Consider the following 18,528-nt stretch of genomic DNA (forward strand, 5'->3'; position numbering starts at 1 on the left):
CTTGAGGCTCATATTTTTCTAAAAACTCTCTTAAGTTATCGGATTATATTTAGGAAAAACATAATCAGCGGAAAGCCTATTAAACAATGCAGGGTAATTACGACTGTTTACCCCATGTTCTCTAGCTTGGATAAATAATTCTTCAGGGCTTGGAAAATTGCCCAGCCTCCCCTCACGTTCATAATAAATACAAATTTTCAGTAAAGGTAAATCAAATGCTTGGTAGAGATATTTTTGAATAAGCATCATTTCCAGTAAACTGAGATAGTAATCTTTCAACGATGTTTTTGGGGTAAACTCCACAGCCCGCACAAATAAACCTACTAGTGAGTCTTATTTGCATCAAGTAACACTTCATTCATTTCAAAACCACTTCGTTTTCTCCTGAATTTCTTTTGCCAGTTCATCTAGCGTCTTAAGCTTTTCCCTGCGGTCCAGGTAATTTATTAGTATATTAGAATGCTTCCTCCAGGCGAGTTGGCCTTGGCTCAAAGTTTGGTTTATTGGTTACCCTTGAAAAGAATTTAAAGACCAAATTGTTTAAAGCACGGCGCCCCTAAGGATTTCATTGCACTGCATTCTATTATGGTAGTTGTGGCTTCTGCATCGTTGGCTATTTGAACAACATAGGAATTGCCATTTGAACATGCGACATTCCAATAGGCCGCATCATTCAGATCAACACCTTGATAAAAAGAACCCACAGGAATGCATGGTTCACCTGCTGCATTGATAATATTACTCAGGATTTGAGTTTTCTGCTCTGAGGATCTGCTTAACAGGATCTCATTGGCAATATTGGCGGCATTAGCGGAAGCAAATTCCAGCATCAAAACAATCATTATAAACTTTTTCATAATGCATCCTAAATTTAAGTTGCATCACCTGAGGAAAATCTCGGTCTCTATGATGTTATTCTAGGATATAGAATGAATATATCTAGGGCGTATGGACTTTTCATACCTCCTAGGCAGCAGTTTTATCACATCGATAACCCTTGATAAATTATGATTATGCTCTTATTACTCGATAGATTAGCGGAATGAGTTCGTCTTCAACTTGACCATTCCTGGATGCCGCGAACACGTCGCGGCATGTAGACAGGGGGAATTATCCACACGTCTAATTTGCGATATTTCAGCAATTAAACGCAGTGTCTAGAGCGAGCGCCTATATGCTGGTTCCCGCCCCTTTGAGATGAGCATTAGCGCTCATCACAAACGCTATAATATCCATGGCGAAAAGGGTTACTACGCGATCTAAACTTATAATCCCGGCAATGTTGTCCGCGATCATCGGTGTATCTTCTATCCAAGCGAAAGGAAAAATCTCCAAAATTCATGTCTTGTTGCCATTCCCGTTCCTGACGGGCTCTATCTTCTTCATCCATATGTTTCAAAAATTTACTGAGTTTACTGGCATGACTCACCGAAAAAAAAGAGGCAATGAGCAAAAGGAAGACTATTTTTTTCATAACTAGACCTTAAAAAACACAAAAAGCATGTTATTAAACCACAAATAGCCTAAATAAACAAAATTTAAAGAATAATTGAATAAAGTGTATACTAGAAATAATCAGCATATTTGATTTATCAGGGACTTTTATCATGCTTGGTCATCCGTTTAAAACAACCCTTCCTTTTATTTTGATCAGCATGGTACTTTATCTTATATTACTCCCCATGATTCAATTTCCCTCGACCACTTTCTTTAAAGCCATTCCCATTGCGTTATTGATGCTTTTTACCTTGCAAGTCAATTGCAAAAGGCCAGTAAAGGTTTTATTACTTTTTGCCTTGGGATTTTCATTAATTGGGGATATTTTATTAACCTTCCCTGTTAAAATGGCATTGCAAATGGGGATCCTTGCGTTTATGGCAACCCATTGTTGTTACATAAGCTTATTTTTAAAAAACATGCAATTTCGCAAACAAAATGTGCTTTCTTTTTTACCTGTTTTGGCATTTGTCCTAATAAGCTTTTATTTTTTATCCCCCTTTCTTGGAGAAATGAAGACACCTGTAGCTGTTTATTTATGCCTACTTACCCTAATGGTTTTTTTCGCCTTTCAAGTGAAAAAACCCGCTTTTTTAACTCGATTGGGTGCCTGCCTCTTTTTACTGTCTGATTTTGTGTTATCCATCAACTTGTTTGTTTTATTAAACAATAAGCCAATGGCAGTGTTGGTTATGTTTCTCTATTACCTTGCCCAGTTTTTATTGGTAATCAGCATCACCCAGACAAAAACAATGGTTTTCTTTAAGATACATAACCTTTTTCATGGTCATAAATGACTGGCGTTTTGCTTTTCACGGGACGTATAACTTCTCCAAAACAGAAAGCTTGCTTCATCTCAATCATATCAGCTACTAAACCCATTGTTTACAAACAACTTTTTTGACACGCTTAGGGGTTGCGCTTAATATACGTAATTAAATGCCTCAGTTAGCATATCTGCTGATTTTCCCTAAGTATCAACAAAAGCTCAGGATGGGTTGGAAATGTGTAAATTGCTGTTCATTGGACTAACTATCTTATTACTCACAGCCTGTGGGCAAGAAAATAACTCATTTAGCGGATATGTGGATACCGATCTGGTTTACTTATCCGCGGATTTTGGCGGAAGGTTAGCTGATCTCGCTGTACTTAGGGGGCAGCAAGTCCAAAACAATCAATTGCTGTTTAAGCTGGAACAAACCAGTGAACTTTATAACGTACAAATGAGTAAGCTAAGTAAAAAAGATCTGCTTGCGCAACGCCAACAAATTTTATCCCAACTCAAGTACAATAAAATCAATTATCGGCGTATCCTGGAAATGCAAAAACAAAATGCAGCCAGCCAAAATGATCTCGATGCAGCCCAAAGAGATTTAAACATTTCTAAAGATCAGCTTGCTGATATAGATGTTAAAATTAAAAATAATCAAGTAGATACTGCCGATAAAAAATGGCAGATGACCCGCAAGGAAAATTTTGCACCCGAACCTGGAATTGTATTTGACACTTACTATACAAAAGGGGAATTTGTCCAAGCCGGCGCTCCTGTTCTTGCCCTGGTTACCCCAAATAATATTAAAGCCGTATTTTTCGTCCCAGAGGAAAAACTCGATCAACTGCGCCTTAACCAGCACGTGACCCTTAAGACGGACACAAACCCCAATTTTGCAACTGGCCATATTTACTACATTTCCAATATTGCAGAATACACCCCCCCTATCATTTATTCGCGTGAGGAACGTCAGCGCCTCGTTTTCAGAGTTGAAGCAAAAATCGACACCCCTGATTTGGAAAAAATTCATCTGGGTCAACCTGTTACTTTGGAATTAGCCTGATGAATGATTTTGCAATTGATGTGAGAAATCTAACGAAAAAATTCGATGAAAAACTCGCTGTAGATCATATTAATCTGCAAGTAAGGAAAGGCTCTATATTTGGTTTTTTAGGCTCCAATGGCAGTGGCAAAACAACCACCATTCGTATGATTTGTGGACTTCTAACGCCTACAGATGGGGAAGGAGTATGCCTTGGATATGATATCCGAACCCAAAGCGATGAAATAAAAAAACGCACTGGTTATATGCCTCAGAAATTCAGTTTTTACATGGGCTTAACTGTTCAGGAAAACCTTCGCTTTATTGCTGATATTTTTCAGATCGAGAATTCGAGACAAGCAATTGAGGATATCATCAACGATCTTGAACTCGAAGATTATCGAAAAATACAGGCAGGGAATTTATCAGGTGGGTGGAAGCAGCGCCTGGCATTAGCATGCAGCTTATTGCACAAACCTCAATTATTGTTTCTCGATGAACCTACGGCAGGTGTCGATCCCAAGGCACGGAAAGAATTTTGGGATTATTTACATAAAATATCCTTACGTGATGGCACAACAATTCTCGTAACAACCCATTATATGGATGAAGCCGAAAAGTGCACCGACCTGGCTTATATTAACCTGGGGAATTTATTATATACCGGTAGGACCAGAGATTTAATTCCGCACTCCAAAGTGAAAACTTACATTGTACAGACTGAAAGAGATGAACAAAGTTCGTTATTGGAAAAAATCCATGAGACCTATCCCAAGCTGCTCGCTTCTATTGTAAATAATGAATTACGTATTTCCTCGAGGAACTATCAATTACTCAACAGAATGATTGAAGAAAACAATGAACTGTCGTTTAAAGAAACCACGCCTTCTTTTGAAGAGGTGTTTATCGGATTGATGCGATGAAGTTTAAGAATTTAGTACATGGATTATCTCTAGAGCGTCTCGCAGGTCTAATACGTAAAGAGTTTATCCTGATCACCCGTGATCGGGGCACGATAGCGATGTTGGTCATTTTGCCGATTATGCTGCTTATTCTTTTTGGTTTTGCTATTGAATTTGATCCCAAACATCTCCCTACTACCGTTATTAGTTATGATAATTCCCCCCTAACCCGAAGCTATGTGAGTGCACTTGAAGCTTCCGGATATTTTAAAGTGACGAGCCTGGAAACAAGCGAACATCAAAAAAATCAGGATTTTGCAAATGGAAAGATCAGTTTGGCATTTACTATTCCTCCTGATTTCACTCGTAAATACATTCGTAAAGAGAATCCACAATTACTGGTTGAAATTGATGGCTCTGATCCTGGAAGCAGTGCCAGTGCACTTGGGAATGCGCTGCCTATATTGAATCAAACGTTGGATGGATTCAATAAACAAGGATTGGGTTCCCCACTGCCTGCTCAAAGCACCCGCAGTGTCGACCTTACAATTCACCGACTTTATAATGAATCGAATACCAGTTCTTATAATATCGTTCCCGGGTTAATTGGGGTATTACTTACCCTGACTATGGTGATGCTTACCTCGACTGCCATCACTTCCGAGAAGGAGGCTGGGACGATGGAAATGTTGTTAAGTACCCCGTTAAAACCTACAGAGATTATTCTTGGCAAAGTCATCCCTTATATTGTTTTAGGTTACTTGCAACTTACCAGTATTTTAATTTTTGGAAAGGTTTTAATTCATATTCCTACTGAAGGAAGTATTATCTTACTTTATATAGCAGTTGCCCCTTTTATCATTGCCAATTTAATGGTAGGCATGATTTATTCCACCCTTGCACGTACGCCAATGCAAGCAATGCAACTAAGCGTTTTTTACCAATTACCCTCAATGTTTTTATCGGGGTATATTTTTTCTTTCTATGGTATGCCTAAATGGGCACAGCTGATTGGATACTGTATGCCTATGACTTACTTTGTACGAATTGCACGGGGAATTTTATTGAAGGGAAATACCTTCAGCCAAATTGTTCCCAATATTTTACCTATTTTGTTAATTGCTTTTATTTTGATTCTTTTAACAGGAAAAATATTTAGAACGAAGCTCGACTAAATCATTAATTGGAAATTATGAAACCTAAAATTATCTTATTCAATCTCTTCGCCCTATTACTTGGAGGATGTTGCAAAAACTGTGTCGTTCCCGAGCAAGTGAATTATCCTAAAAATGCGCGTAGTGGAATAAAATATACTAATAGTACAACGGATTTAAGTCGGGTTGCATGGTGGAATAAGTTGCGGGATCCTGAATTGAATCAACTTATAGCCAAGGCCTTAGCCTGTAATGATACAGTAAAACGCTCGTATGCTACGATTGAACAAGCTCAAGCACAATTAAAAGCAGCCCAATATGCCTGGATTCCCACTCTAGATGCCACCGCGACCGGTTTTGCTGGGGGAACTTGGAATTCACATGTCACACCCAGAGGACAATTGGCTAACAGTCCTTTTTTCTCAAATCTGTCCAACTTGAGATTCAGAGGGTACTACGCTGGCTTTGTGCCAAGATACACCGTAAATATATTAAATAATATTTATAATATTAAAGCGGCAAAGGCTTCTTTAGCTATGGAGCAAGCTCAGTCTCAGTCCACAAAATTGGGAATCATTAGCCAAATGAGCGGGGCTTATTTTATGCTCTTGAGTCAAAGAGAGCAATTGGCTGTTGAGAAGGAGCTGACGAACGATTTAAAGAAGCTGCATCAACTCGAACAAATTCGCTTCCGAAAAGGTGCCAGCAATATTGAAATCCCAATTAATATTGATCAACAACTGGCCCAGGAAGAGGCTAAGATTCCTCAAATTGAAAGTGTCATTGCGCAAAGCGAAAATACCATTCACCTGTTATTGAATCAAAACCCAGGACCTATCGCGACCCATAGAAGCGTGCTTTCGTTGAATTTGAGTCATTTAATTCCTTCATCACTACCTTCTTCCGTCTTAAAAAATCGTCCCGATCTTATCATTGCGTTAAATAATTTAAAAATTGCAGAAGCACAAATTGGAATGGCATATTCAGCTTTTTTCCCAACCATCACCTTAACCAGTTTGATTGGCGGTGCGTCTGTTGATTTAAGAAATCTTCTAAAGTTGAGTACAAATATTTGGGTTGCCCAAGCTGCTGCATCAACAAAAATATTCAATGCCAGCTCTTATGCAGACATTAAATCAGCGAAAGCTGGATTCAAAGCAACTTATTATGATTACTTATATACACTTCATTCTGCTTTTGCTGATGTGGATGATGCCCTTACCAATGAGCAGAATAACAATTTATCCTATTTGCAAACGCAAAAAGGATATCAAGCGGCGAGAAAAGCATATCGAGTTGCATTAGCCCAATATAAATCTGGAGCAAGAGATTACCGCAATGTAATTAATGCAAAAATAAATCTGGATCGCAGCAAATTGAATTTAATCCAGGAAAAAGCCCAATTACTCGACAGCATTGTGCAAGTATATAATGAAGTCGCTGGTGGATACGATGCTGAAATAATCACCAGGGCAAGTAAACAGCCTGGAAAATCCAGGCAATCTCAAATGAGTCTCTAGATGCCAGCTGTTGCGCTGCACCCATGGCCATTCAATCCTCTGTTTGCATTATGCTTCTTCAGCAAGCGCCTTTTCAACCGCTTTGACAAATCTCCCTGCTTCCGGAGAAGTCGTTGAATAGAAATAATCAACAAGATCGCCTTTGCGGTTAATAAGGTATTTATGAAAGTTCCATTTTGGCGCTGTACCAAATCCTAGTTTTTCTTTAGCCCAAAGATAGAAGGGATGCGCATTTTTCCCGGAAACCACTTCTTTGGCAGCCATGGGAAAAGTAACCCCATAATTGACCTGGCAGAAATTGGCAATTTCTTGTTCTGTACCGGGTTCCTGACCACCAAAATCGTTTGCAGGAACTCCAAGTATCACCAATCCACGATCCTTGTATTTTTCATAAAGCTTCTCCAAGCGAGCATACTGGGGGGTGAAACCACACTTGGAAGCCGTATTCACAACAATCAAAACCTTGCCTCGAAAGGCAGATAAAGGTAAGGGTTCATGCCCCCGTAAGGTATGAAAAGAATAATCATAGGCATTATTATTGAGTTGGGTTGAATCAGCTGAAGCGGTGTTAGAGGTCATGATGCAACATCCTAGTATAATAGTTAAAAAACGCATGATTTATCCCTGTGTCCATTCGCGACTTAATTATTGGGATGATAAATTATCATTCATCATAAACTATTGATCCAGTAATGCAATAAAAATCAGTTAACCAAGAGCGAGCTGATGTTTAATTTGTTCCTGGACTTCATGCATATGCTGTTCATCCTTATAATGAGTTCGCGGCCAAAAAAATCCTTTAAGTCCATCATGTCTGTTTCTTGGCACTATATGTATATGCAGATGAGGTATGCTTTGGCTCACCGTGTTATTCATCGCAATGAAACTTCCTGCAGCACCCATTGCCTTTTCAATAGCCTTGCCTATCTTTTGGGTTAATGTGAAGAGTGGGGAAACCAAGGAGTCCGGCACATCATACAACGTCTTTATATGCTGCTTGGGGGCTAATAAAGTATGACCGGGAAAAAGCGGACGAGAGTCCAGAAATGCAATGAAGTCCTCATCTTCAAAAACGATAAAAGCGCTTTCCTTTTTTGCAACAATTAAGTCAATGACACATTCACTTGCCATTTACGTCCTTATTTATCCGTTATGTGAGTGGTGTTTTATCCAAATGAATTATATAACACACTTTAGGTGCTCCAGCATATTTTCATTTTCCGCCCTATACTATGTTTGAGGCTAAGAAAAACTTCTATAGGGATGTTTCGAGTGACGTTAACTCCTTTTATTTTTTCATATTTGTGGAAGACCCTGATTTGAGGATAAGATAAATCAATAACCTTTTGCAGATAAGAGTAAACCCTGTTTTTTATCTGCTTTTAGAAATGTTTTAGAGGAAAAATAAAATGAAAAAATATACCCTGCTTTTGTTCCTGGTGCTTTCTTTGTTTCACTACAACAGCTTTGCAAATACATTCACCATAAAAAGTTCTGCATTCAAAATGAATTCAATGATTCCGGATCAATACACCTGTAATGGGGTCGATCAATCACCCCCTTTAACATGGAGTAACATTCCTCCTAATACCCAGTCACTGGCTTTAGTGGTCGATGACCCAGATGCGCCCGATGGCACCTGGACCCATTGGATAGTGTTTAATATACCGCCTACTGTAAAAGAATTAGGAGCTGGAGCCCCGGTTCCTCCCGGAGCTTCAAATGCCAAAAACAGTTGGGGCGGTTTAGGCTATCGCGGTCCTTGCCCTTCTCTTGGAGCCCACAGTTATCATTTTAAATTATATGCCTTAGATACGATATTGGATTTGGGAGATGGTACAACTCGAGATATTGTCTTAAATGCGATAACGGGACATGTTATTGGCAGTGCGGAGTTGGTCGGCCTTTATCAAACCTTTAAAAAACCTGCTGCTGCGCCAAATAACACCCCTGCTCAATGACACCATAACTTGGATTGATAATCCCGGGTACGCTCAGAAATTCTTCGTCTTCCCCAAAAAGACGAGGGATTTCTCCCTCCCAGGGATACAGAGAAAATAACTTTGACACCTGGGTGCTCGAACAAAAGCCTCAGCTTCTGACTGCATCATCTCTTGGCTGCGTCTTTCAGTGCGGGGTGGAACGAGTACCAAACCATTTCTTGTAGATTTTTGCATAAGTTCCATCTGCTTGCATTTCTGCCTGGACTTGATTAACCGCTTTAACCAGTTCCTGATTGGCCAGATTCATGCCAAACCCTAAAGGTTGGGGTGCATTGGGGACAGCAGAAATAACTTTCAACTCCGGATAGTGCTCAACATAATAATACGCAACAGGAAAGACTTTCATCAACGCCCCTATTTTTCCCATTCTTAAATCCGCTATTGCCAAATTAAAGTTTTTAAACGGATATACTTTTATACCATGAATTTGGCCTTGGTTTTTCATCTGTCTGGCAATATCAAAATCAGTTGTTGCTGCCTGTACACCCATGGTGAGTTGGGAAAGATCAGCAATGGTTTTTACTTGAGGTGTTTTGTCCTTATTGATCACAATGCTTAGCGTCGTAGTCATATAGGGCTTGGAAAATGCGATAAGTTTTTTTCGATCAGCTGTGATGGTAATCGCCCCCATAATGAGATCATAACGATTTTCCCTTAATTCATTTATAATTTTTTCCCATTGGGTGTTTTTAAATTCAAGTTGCAAATGCAAACGCTTGGCAATCTCCCGAATTAAGTCTACCTCAAAACCAATTTCCTTTTTATTATTCAGGTATTCGAATGGTGGATTAGTAAAATAAGTAGCAACAGTAAGTGTTCCGGGGTTTATTGTATGCGGTGCTTGATGTTTTTCAGTGACTGAGTAAGCAAACCTGTTTGCAGTGATAAAAAACAAAAATACAAAAAAACAAATAAATAATTTTCTGGAAAATTCTCTTAACATTACAACTCCTTTTGAGTTCTTGGAATCTGTCCCATAATTTGTTGCACACAATGAGCTTGTGAGTCTTCTGCCTATAAACCTGTTCCTGAATAATTAAAACAGGATTAAAGCCCTACAAATCCCTTTAAAAAATACAGGCATTCTTTGATAAGCATATCAACATTTAAAAAGATATTCCTTTTTTAAAAGGAATGGTGTTATCTTGTTTTGACAAATAATGAATCAGAATAAATAATTAATAGTCACCAAAAATTCCTTTCAACCTGCCAGCAGAGAAGTAATATGCAACCAAATCTCTTTTACACAGTAGATAGCGTCAGCTCCATTCCTCTTTATCTTGTGTCCCCAAAAAAATGGGCAGAGCAGAGTGCTAACTTAACTTCGATTGAATATAACTACTTTAGGCAAATGCAATTTAATGGAAACATTGATGATTGCTGCCTGTTTTATAATGCGGATGGTTTATTGGAAAAGGCCTTCATAGGCACTGGAAATGAAGATCAAACTCTGGCAATGGCTCATGCAGCCCAATTGCTGCCAGCAAATACCTATCAGGTGCAAGGTACTTACTCCGCAGAGGCTGCTTTATATTGGGCATTGGCACAATATCAATTTGACAAATACAAAGAAAATCGCACGCAACCGCGCATCATGGTCATTGATCCGCCCATGTTCGATGAGCTACTCCTTTCAGCGCAAACCCATTTCCTGGTTCGTGATCTAATCAATGAACCTGCTAGTGATCTGGGACCTGAAGAATTGGCAGATGCAGTTGCAGCAATGGCTCGCAAATATGATGCCAAATTTGAACAATGGATTGGAAATGAATTGCTACGCGATAATTTTCCCGCCATCCACGCGGTAGGACGGGCAGCCCAATCGGAGCCTCGTTTACTTTCTCTAATTTGGGGTGAGGAAAAAAATCCTCGCATTACCTTGGTGGGTAAAGGAGTTTGTTTTGACACCGGTGGTCTGAATATCAAATCCCCCTATGGCATGCGCATCATGAAAAAAGATATGGGAGGCGCCGCCCATGTAATTGGACTTGCATACTGGATTATGGCGAGCAACTTACCTATTCGGTTACATCTGCTTATTCCCACAGTGGAAAATGCAATCGGACCTTGTGCATGCCGGCCAGGGGATATTTTAACCATGCGCAATGGCTTCACAGTAGAATTAGATAATACTGATGCTGAAGGCCGTTTGATTATGGCCGATGCTTTGGTCAAAGCGTGTGAGGAATATCCTGACCTCCTAATCGACTTTGCTACATTATCCAGCTCGGCGCGTGTTGCCGTGGGGACGGAAATGTCAGCTTTTTTCACCAATAATGAGACCTTATCAGAAGCACTAATGAGTACGTCTGTTAAAGCTTTTGATCCTCTATGGCGTTTACCTTTGTTTGCGCCTTATGAACAACTTCTGCAATCTTCTATTGCCGATATGGTCAATTGCAGTGACTATCCCTATGCAGGGGCTATTGTCGCAGCCTTATTCCTGCAACGTTATATTACCCCAAGCACACCCTGGTTGCATTTTGACATCATGGCCTGGAGTGAACAAAATAAACCGGGGAAACCAGAAGGGGGCGAAGTGATGGGGTTACGTGCGGTCATGGGCTATCTGTTGGATACTTACGGGTCATGAAACCATGCCTGCCAATAATTTAAATTCAGCCAATGAATAATAGTTTTGCTCTCCTTTTTCAGGTCTGCTTTCAATGAGGTATATCTTGGTCACGTTAATTGGTGAAAAAACGGGTACGGTCATGGTCTTTAATAATTCTTTGGGTATTTTATTACGCATCAATCGTCCCAGAGTCAAATGTGCACGAAAAGGTCGCGTTTCGATTGGAACATTTAAAGAAATGAGAACATTTCCCATCGTTGCCGATAATTTGGCTAAAGGAGCTTCCGGTTGAATACCTAAGGAGACAACTTTGGGACGATGTGCTGTTGGAAACCATTCCAGATGTCCCAATTCGAGTTGAAATGCCGGCTGGTTTGTTAATGCTGTCCGCACATTTTCAGTAACCTGCATCAGCTGTGCTTGGGGTAAATTTCCTAAAAATTGCAAGGTGATATGCATTTTTTCAGGTTGGACCCAACGAATGCAATCCGGAGAGAACACCTCCTGTAAAGCGTGTAGGTAATTTGCTAATTCAACGTGTGTTTTACTTGGAAAGAGAATTGCAAAAAATACTCGCAGTGTATGCATTTTTTCCTCGCAAGTCAGTGTATAAGGATGCAAGATAAGGCCTTTTCAAGATTTATTTGCATAAACTCTTTGCATATCCTGCATCAAATAACGTGGCTATATACTATAATAGTATCAAATTTGACCAAATAACATTAATGTGGCCTCTTTAGGTACACAAGGATAGTGGAGTTATTATTATGATTCTTAAGAGCGCCCAAGAAAAAAGGGAGTTTCTCGAAGAGTGCCTGAGCCACATTGACCATCTCTTCAAACACGTTGCACGTTGTAAAAATTTACAGAATATATCCTTGTCTAAAAAAATAGCGAACAAATTTCCGCAGTCAAATAATTTAGCCGACAGCGAACTCCCAAGCGCAATAACAGTTAACGGCTCCTTACCCGATAAAAATTCTGCTTTAGGTAAATTAGTAGTTCTGACGTCACTTTACAATCACGTTGCTCTGCAAATGGAACAAGGAATTAATATCGACCTGGAAATCGAATTCAATCGGGTAAAGCAAAAATTGCATTTCACTTTATTGAATATGGGACTTCCGGGTGCTGATAATTTAATGAAGGAGTATCGACATCACTTTTTAGGGGAAGGGATTTTAGGATATATCTTAAATTTCATTTGGATGCCAGCTTCATCGGAGTTTCTTAATAAATATGAGTTTTTCACAAAAAAAACCGATTCCGAAGATAATATAAATTTTCGGTATGAACTCGCAGAAAACTGTCAATTTGATGTCAATCTTATTTCTAAAATTGAACCCATCGGAATGGGGTTGGGGTATATTATCGAGGCAAAATCCACGCAAGAAGCTTCTATTATTATGGATGCCATACGGAAACGCTTAAGTGAAGAAAAAATCGAGGACTCAATTCGTTTTCTGCCTGCCCAAAGCAGGTCTTGCCATGAAGATTCTTCAACAATTGAAATATGGGGTCCCGCTGTAGACATGCTTAACACCATGAAACGAAAATATATCAAATATGATGCAAATTAATTATAAAAAAAACAGGGATAAGCTAAAATCGATATTAAGGAGCCAATAGGTTGAATCATAGTGAAACTGAAAAAGATCAGTAATTACAAACAACAATTAGAAATTAAACAGCACCTGGTTCGATTTTTGGGATTGGTGTTCATCACTTTAGGCATTTTGGGACTTTTTCTCAAGACACAATATCAAATTGTCTGCCAACAAAAATCTTACAGTCTTGCAAAGGAATGTGTCTTGAAGAGTACTATTTATAATTTTTACCAAAATACAACTGTTTTAGGTCAATTGGAGGCAGCACGTGTACAAAGTGGCACCAGTTCCAAGGGAGGAACTCTGTATGCAGTGTACTTGGACACAGATCACGGTTTTATTAACCTTACTGGCAGCAAATCCAGTGGCCGCAGTGAAAAAGAAGCGGCAGCAAATGCAATCAACTCCTACATCAACTCCAGTCTGGAGAAGAGCTTTATCATCCCTTATCCTCCTAATTTATTTTTCACCGTCGTTAATATTATTTTTTTTATTGCAGGCTTGCTTTTACTGTCAATAAAAGATGCAATTATCCTCTTTGATAAAGCAACTGCATCAGTGACCATTCAACGCCGGCGACTCTGGGGTAGAGCTGAAGAAATACGCTTTTCCTTGGCTTCTGTTGATAGAGTGATCATAGAAAAATCAGCCGGTTCCAAAGGAACTTATCGTCTGGCCCTGGCTTTTAAAGATAAGCCTGCTTTCCCCTTTGTATCGTTCTATGATTCTGTTTATTGGAAAAAAGAAAAAATAGCCAATCAAATCAATGAATTCATTCACCAACAACCCGAGGAAAGCCCAACAATAGCGAGTTATAGATAAACGATAACCGAGATGATAGCATGGGGATTTTTTTGTACGAGTATAAATGAAATACCGTCCCGATATTGATGGGCTCAGAGCCATAGCGATTATCTTCGTCTTGATTTATCACGGAGGGCTCTCCTTTTTTCCTTCCGGCTTTATAGGGGTTGATGTATTTTTTGTTATCTCCGGATTCCTGATTACGCGCATCCTTCATGAGTCACTTCATAAAGGTTCCTTTTCCTTTATGGATTTTTATAATCGAAGATTATGGCGTTTACAACCTGTGTTTGTTTGCATGCTCTTTTTTGCCACTGCCTTGGCTGTCGTATTTTTTTTACCTGATGATTTGATGCAGTACAGCAAAAGTGCACGTAAATCCTCTTTATTTTTATCCAACCTATTTTTCGATAAAACTACGACGGGTTATTTTTCCCCAAATACCCATCAAATCCCCTTGCTTCATACCTGGTCTCTTTCAATAGAGTGGCAGTGTTATTTGTTTTTACCTTGTCTCATCTATGGTTTGCATCGTTTTTCACCTAGAAAATACTTGATTCCATTAATCATTGTCTTAACTTTAATCGCTTTCCTCAACTCTTTGTACAATGCGAAAACCTTGCCCGCCCACTCATATTATTTATTTTCCAGCAGAATTTTTGAGTTTTTAATTGGCTCTTGTGTCGCCTTTACTCCAACGACTTTCTTGTTTAATCAGGGATGGCTTGTAAATCTCTTTGGAAGTCTGGCATTATTCATTTTATTGTATGTTGCCAGCCTGCAGCCTAACTTGGCAGGTTACCCTGACGAACATGCTTTTGCCGTGTGCATCGCCACCGGATTACTTATCCTCATAGGGTCCTCTGCTTCTGAAAATGTTTGCAGTAAACTACTTTCCAGTAAGCCTTTGGTTTTCATAGGTCTATTATCTTATTCCCTTTACATTTGGCATTGGGCTGTTTTTTCTTTTTTACGGTATCAAAATATCGTTCTCAGCCCTTCGGTTCTAGCCGCTGCTTTTGGGGTTACTTTTGTTTTAGCATATTTTTCCTGGCGTTTTATTGAAAAGCCTTCCACACAATGGAAGCAAATGCAATTTCGGTATACCTGCTTACTTCTCTTAGGAGTTCCTATAATTACCTTGCACCTGGCCCATTTCATCATAAAAAAAAATGAGGGATTCCCTCAACGCTTTAACCATGAGCTTTTAACCGTCCAGCACCAACTGGACCAATACAACAGCCCGCAAAGAGCTTTATGTATTACTGATTTTGAGAATGCTATCAATACACAATGCCTCATGGGTACGAAAAAAGCACCCCGTAAACATGCATTAATGATTGGGGATTCATTTTCCAATCATTATTGGGGGTTTATGGATGTGCTAGGACAAGCAGCCAATGTTTCAATTTTAATGCAGACGGTATCATCCTGTTTAACTTTACCTGACATTTATCTTTATGATTGGTGGCACTTTAAAAAACAAGTCTACCCGCTCTGTTATGAGCTCACAAAAAAGTATTACCAGATGATTCAAACCCAGCATTATGATTACGTGATCATTGGACAATTATGGGTTAATTACCTTACGGACAACATCATAAATAACCCGGGTGATAAACGATCTTTACCCTTAACACAAAGAAGATTGGAAAAAGCGTTAGATAAGGCACTTTCCATCATTATTGCTTCAGGGGCAAAACCGGTGTTAATTCATTCAACGGCAATAATGCAAAATAATTTCCATGATTGTTTTTTCAAACATATAAAACTTAGAAAATCCTATACCCCCCATGACTGCGATTTTAGCTTTAAAGAGGAACAATGGTTTAACCATTTATTTAAGAAAATGAAAAGTAAGTACCCACACCTTATTGTGATTGATCCTAAAAAAGTACAATGCATGCATAATAGGTGTCAGGCGGATATCGATGGGGTTCCTGTGTATCGAGATGTAGGCCATATTACCGATTACGCTTCCTATAGGCTGGGGGAACTTTATTTGCAAAAATATTCTAATCCTTTGGGCTAGCGCAAATTCGCGCTTCCCTTAAGCGAGGCGGTTAATGCTTACTGTTTTTCTTCAAGCCATTTCCACATGAGTTTCTTTTTAATCATTTCTACCAGAAATAAATAGGTTATTGTCGCAGTAATTAGAAAAAGAAAATAGGATGGGGGTAACGGGACAAACCCCCAAAACTTTGCCAGCGAAGTAAAAGGCAATACAGTCGCAAATAGAACTATCGCCAGTACCATAATAATCAAAGGAGTACTGGGTTTACTTTGCCAAGGACTTTTCACGGAACGAATAACAAATACTACGAGGGTTTGAGTTGCTAAAGATTCAACAAACCAACCCGTCTGAAATAAAGCTTCGGTCGCAGCAAAAACCTTCAACATCACATAAAAGGTAATAAAATCAAATAAAGAGCTTATTGGGCCAATATAGAACATAAACTTGCGAATTATATCTATATCCCAATGTTTTGGTTTGCGCGCAAAACTGGGATCGACATTATCGGTCGGGATTACAATTTGTGAGGTGTCATAGAGCAGATTATTTAAAAGTATTTGCGTGGGTAACATCGGCAAAAAAGGTAAAAAGAGAATCGCCCCTGCCATGCTTAACATATTTCCAAAATTGGAGCTGGTGCCCATCATGAGGTATTTCATTACATTGCCGAAGGATTTGCGTCCCTCAAGAATTCCTTGTAACAATACCCCTAAATGTCGTTTTAGCAAAATAATATCTGCTGCCTCCCGTGCTACATCTACTGCCCCTGCAACGGATATTCCTACATCAGCGGAATGTAGGGAGGGGACATCATTGATTCCATCCCCTATATAACCTACTACGTGGCCGCGAGTGCGCAGAACACTAATGATGCGTTGTTTTTGCATCGGGGAAATGCGAGCGAATACATCGACTTCTTCGGCAATTTCCCCTAATGCCATATCGTTAATGTGATTTAATTGTTCACCAAGAACCATCCGGCTTGCATCAAGGCCAACTTGCTGGCAAACATGACGGGTAACCAAATCATTATCCCCAGTCAAAATTTTTATTTTGACCCCCTCTTTATGCAGTTTTTTGATGATTTGCGGCGTTTCTTGCAGCGGCGGATCAAAAAAGGCAAGAAATCCCGCAATTACCATATTTTTTTCATCTGGGACATGATAGGAAGGCTTTTTTTCTATTTGGCGGTAGGCAAGAGCCAATGTACGATAGCCTTGTTCACTTAAGGACAAGAAAGTGGCTTCAATTTTTTTGCGGATTTCATCATCCAATGGCTTGATTTCCCCAGCCTTATCATAATGAGTACAATCACAGATAACAAACTCTGGCGCTCCTTTGGTAATAAGCAAGTGCGAATTGCTTTTATCCACCACTACACTTGAACGACGCCGTTCAAAATCGAACGGAATTTCATCGACTTTATGATACGTTTGCACATCAGGATGATCATGTTTTAAGATTGCTGCATCCAAAGGATTGATATTTACTTTTTTTAATACCGCAATATTAAAAGGGTTAGGAATCTCGGTACCATACAAGCTGTTTAAATAAGCCAACAACATCACGTTTTCGGATTTTTCCCCAAACGGATCCATATGCTGCTCCAGCATCATTTCACCGCTAGTTATCGTACCTGTTTTATCACTACAAAGAATATCAATACTGCCGAAATTCTGAATGGCGGATAAATTTTTAACGATAACTTGTTTCTTGGCCATGTGTACTGCGCCTGCAGCAAGGGTTACGGTGGTAATCATGGGTAATAATTCCGGGGTAAGCCCCACAGCCAAGGCTACCGCAAATAATAAAGACTCAAGCAATGAGCGTTTTAAATAAATGTTAACCGCAAAAACAAATACGACGAGAAAAAAAACCACTTTCATAATGAATAAACCAAAGCGGGTGATGCCTTTTTCAAATTCGGTGTGCGGTGCAACTTTGGAAAGGCTTTTGACAATATCGCCAAACTGGGTATTTTGGCCGCTGGCCACCACAACTGCAGTAGCTGTTCCACTTACTACCGATGAACCCGAAAATACTGCATTTCTCGCCTCTTCCGGGTTTTGAGGCTGGCCTCTTTCCTGAATCGCTTCTTTTTCAACGGGCAAAGACTCCCCGGTAAGTGCAGCTTGTTGCACGTGGAAGTCTTTTGATTTTAATAATAAGGAATCTGCAGGAATCAAATCTCCCGCAACAAGACGGATAATATCGCCGGAAACCAACTCACGGCAGGGGATTTCCCTCCATTGCCCATCCCGTAAAACATTTGCGGTAGACGCTATGTTTTTTTGCAGTTTTTTCATAGCGGTTAGCGAGCGATGACTTTGAAAATAATCCAGCCCTATACTCATAATCACCATAATAATTATGATTACGGAACTGACAACATTCCCAGTAAATGCTGAAACTCCGGCAGCAATCAGTAATATGGCAACAAGCGGATTGGTCGAATGCGAAATGGCTTCCATAATAAGTAGACGATACGGCTTTTGCGTTATCTCATTAAATCCGTATAACGCTTGTCTTTTTTCAGCTTCTGCGTGCGTTAAACCCTCAAAAGAAGTGCTGAGCTTGGCAAGTACCGTTTGATTATCCAAAGTAACTAACGATTGTAAATCCATTTATTTTTACCCAT

General features: G+C 39.5%; 18 protein-coding genes. 10 read left to right on the forward strand and 8 right to left on the reverse strand.

All coding sequences use genetic code 11. The features are described 5' to 3' along the window. Positions 1–30: 30 nt before the first annotated feature. The 3 genes from KYQ_RS14700 to KYQ_RS14710 form a co-directional block, all read right to left on the reverse strand. On the reverse strand, positions 31–249 hold the full coding sequence (locus tag KYQ_RS14700; RefSeq protein WP_231294564.1) for a hypothetical protein: 219 nt from the start codon (positions 247–249) through the stop codon (positions 31–33). Positions 250–524: 275 nt separating this feature from the next. After that, positions 525–857 (reverse strand): hypothetical protein, encoded by a 333-nt coding sequence (locus KYQ_RS14705; protein WP_010654881.1) that lies wholly within the window; start codon positions 855–857, stop codon positions 525–527. Positions 858–1,204: 347 nt separating this feature from the next. Next, a complete protein-coding gene (locus tag KYQ_RS14710) occupies positions 1,205–1,474 on the reverse strand; it encodes a hypothetical protein (RefSeq protein ID WP_010654882.1) in 270 nt (89 codons plus the stop codon). Between the two features lie 133 nt (positions 1,475–1,607). Between KYQ_RS14710 and KYQ_RS14715 the strand changes: the two genes are divergently transcribed. The 5 genes from KYQ_RS14715 to KYQ_RS18410 all read left to right on the forward strand — a co-directional run bounded on the left by KYQ_RS14715 (position 1,608) and on the right by KYQ_RS18410 (position 6,887). Continuing rightward, positions 1,608–2,294 carry a lysoplasmalogenase gene (locus KYQ_RS14715; RefSeq protein ID WP_010654883.1) on the forward strand — a complete coding sequence of 229 codons (687 nt, stop codon included), beginning with the start codon at positions 1,608–1,610 and terminating at the stop codon, positions 2,292–2,294. A gap of 207 nt (positions 2,295–2,501) precedes the next feature. Then, complete coding sequence (locus KYQ_RS14720; protein WP_010654884.1) at positions 2,502–3,332, forward strand: HlyD family secretion protein; 831 nt, start codon at positions 2,502–2,504, stop codon at positions 3,330–3,332. Then, a complete protein-coding gene (locus tag KYQ_RS14725; protein ID WP_010654885.1) occupies positions 3,332–4,234 on the forward strand; it encodes an ABC transporter ATP-binding protein in 903 nt (300 codons plus the stop codon). The genes KYQ_RS14720 and KYQ_RS14725 overlap by 1 nt, the downstream gene beginning before the upstream one ends. Continuing rightward, a complete protein-coding gene (locus KYQ_RS14730; RefSeq protein WP_010654886.1) occupies positions 4,231–5,388 on the forward strand; it encodes an ABC transporter permease in 1,158 nt (385 codons plus the stop codon). Before KYQ_RS14725 ends, KYQ_RS14730 begins: the two co-directional genes overlap by 4 nt. A gap of 17 nt (positions 5,389–5,405) precedes the next feature. Further along, positions 5,406–6,887: a TolC family protein gene (locus KYQ_RS18410; protein WP_019350219.1), complete on the forward strand. Its 1,482-nt coding sequence runs from the start codon at positions 5,406–5,408 to the stop codon at positions 6,885–6,887. A gap of 48 nt (positions 6,888–6,935) precedes the next feature. Here KYQ_RS18410 and KYQ_RS14740 read toward each other — a convergent pair whose 3' ends face one another. Together KYQ_RS14740 and KYQ_RS14745 are read right to left on the reverse strand one after the other, a co-directional pair. Then, the gene (locus KYQ_RS14740) at positions 6,936–7,466 is read right to left on the reverse strand and encodes a glutathione peroxidase (protein WP_010654888.1); all 531 of its coding nucleotides are present in this window, start codon (positions 7,464–7,466) and stop codon (positions 6,936–6,938) included. Positions 7,467–7,595: 129 nt separating this feature from the next. Further along, positions 7,596–8,018: an HIT family protein gene (locus tag KYQ_RS14745; protein WP_010654889.1), complete on the reverse strand. Its 423-nt coding sequence runs from the start codon at positions 8,016–8,018 to the stop codon at positions 7,596–7,598. A 278-nt stretch (positions 8,019–8,296) separates the two neighbouring features. On the opposite strand from KYQ_RS14745, the gene KYQ_RS14750 reads away from it, so the two are divergent. Further along, entirely contained in the window at positions 8,297–8,848 is a 552-nt protein-coding gene (locus KYQ_RS14750; RefSeq protein WP_010654890.1) for a YbhB/YbcL family Raf kinase inhibitor-like protein, read from the forward strand. Between the two features lie 166 nt (positions 8,849–9,014). Here KYQ_RS14750 and KYQ_RS14755 read toward each other — a convergent pair whose 3' ends face one another. Beyond that, positions 9,015–9,833: an ABC transporter substrate-binding protein gene (locus tag KYQ_RS14755; RefSeq protein ID WP_019350220.1), complete on the reverse strand. Its 819-nt coding sequence runs from the start codon at positions 9,831–9,833 to the stop codon at positions 9,015–9,017. Positions 9,834–10,115: 282 nt separating this feature from the next. Between KYQ_RS14755 and KYQ_RS14760 the strand changes: the two genes are divergently transcribed. Beyond that, complete coding sequence (locus KYQ_RS14760) at positions 10,116–11,483, forward strand: leucyl aminopeptidase family protein (RefSeq protein WP_010654892.1); 1,368 nt, start codon at positions 10,116–10,118, stop codon at positions 11,481–11,483. On the opposite strand, the gene thpR is transcribed toward KYQ_RS14760, so the two are convergent. After that, positions 11,478–12,053, reverse strand: a complete 576-nt coding sequence (gene thpR, locus KYQ_RS14765; RefSeq protein WP_010654893.1) for an RNA 2',3'-cyclic phosphodiesterase — start codon at positions 12,051–12,053, stop codon at positions 11,478–11,480. The genes KYQ_RS14760 and thpR overlap by 6 nt on opposite strands. Before the next feature lie 179 nt (positions 12,054–12,232). On the opposite strand from thpR, the gene KYQ_RS14770 reads away from it, so the two are divergent. Genes KYQ_RS14770 through KYQ_RS14780 form a run of 3 tightly spaced genes read left to right on the forward strand, consistent with a single transcriptional unit; the run spans position 12,233 to position 15,908 of the window. Further along, positions 12,233–13,045, forward strand: a complete 813-nt coding sequence (locus tag KYQ_RS14770; protein ID WP_019350221.1) for a hypothetical protein — start codon at positions 12,233–12,235, stop codon at positions 13,043–13,045. 60 nt (positions 13,046–13,105) lie between these two features. Then, the gene (locus KYQ_RS14775) at positions 13,106–13,894 is read left to right on the forward strand and encodes a hypothetical protein (protein WP_010654895.1); all 789 of its coding nucleotides are present in this window, start codon (positions 13,106–13,108) and stop codon (positions 13,892–13,894) included. Positions 13,895–13,940: 46 nt separating this feature from the next. Next, entirely contained in the window at positions 13,941–15,908 is a 1,968-nt protein-coding gene (locus KYQ_RS14780; RefSeq protein ID WP_010654896.1) for an acyltransferase family protein, read from the forward strand. 38 nt (positions 15,909–15,946) lie between these two features. On the opposite strand, the gene mgtA is transcribed toward KYQ_RS14780, so the two are convergent. Beyond that, positions 15,947–18,514: a magnesium-translocating P-type ATPase gene (gene mgtA, locus KYQ_RS14785; protein ID WP_010654897.1), complete on the reverse strand. Its 2,568-nt coding sequence runs from the start codon at positions 18,512–18,514 to the stop codon at positions 15,947–15,949. Positions 18,515–18,528 lie beyond the last annotated feature (14 nt).

The sequence above is a fragment of the Fluoribacter dumoffii NY 23 genome, from assembly GCF_000236165.1.
Taxonomy (GTDB): Bacteria; Pseudomonadota; Gammaproteobacteria; order Legionellales; family Legionellaceae; genus Legionella; species Legionella dumoffii.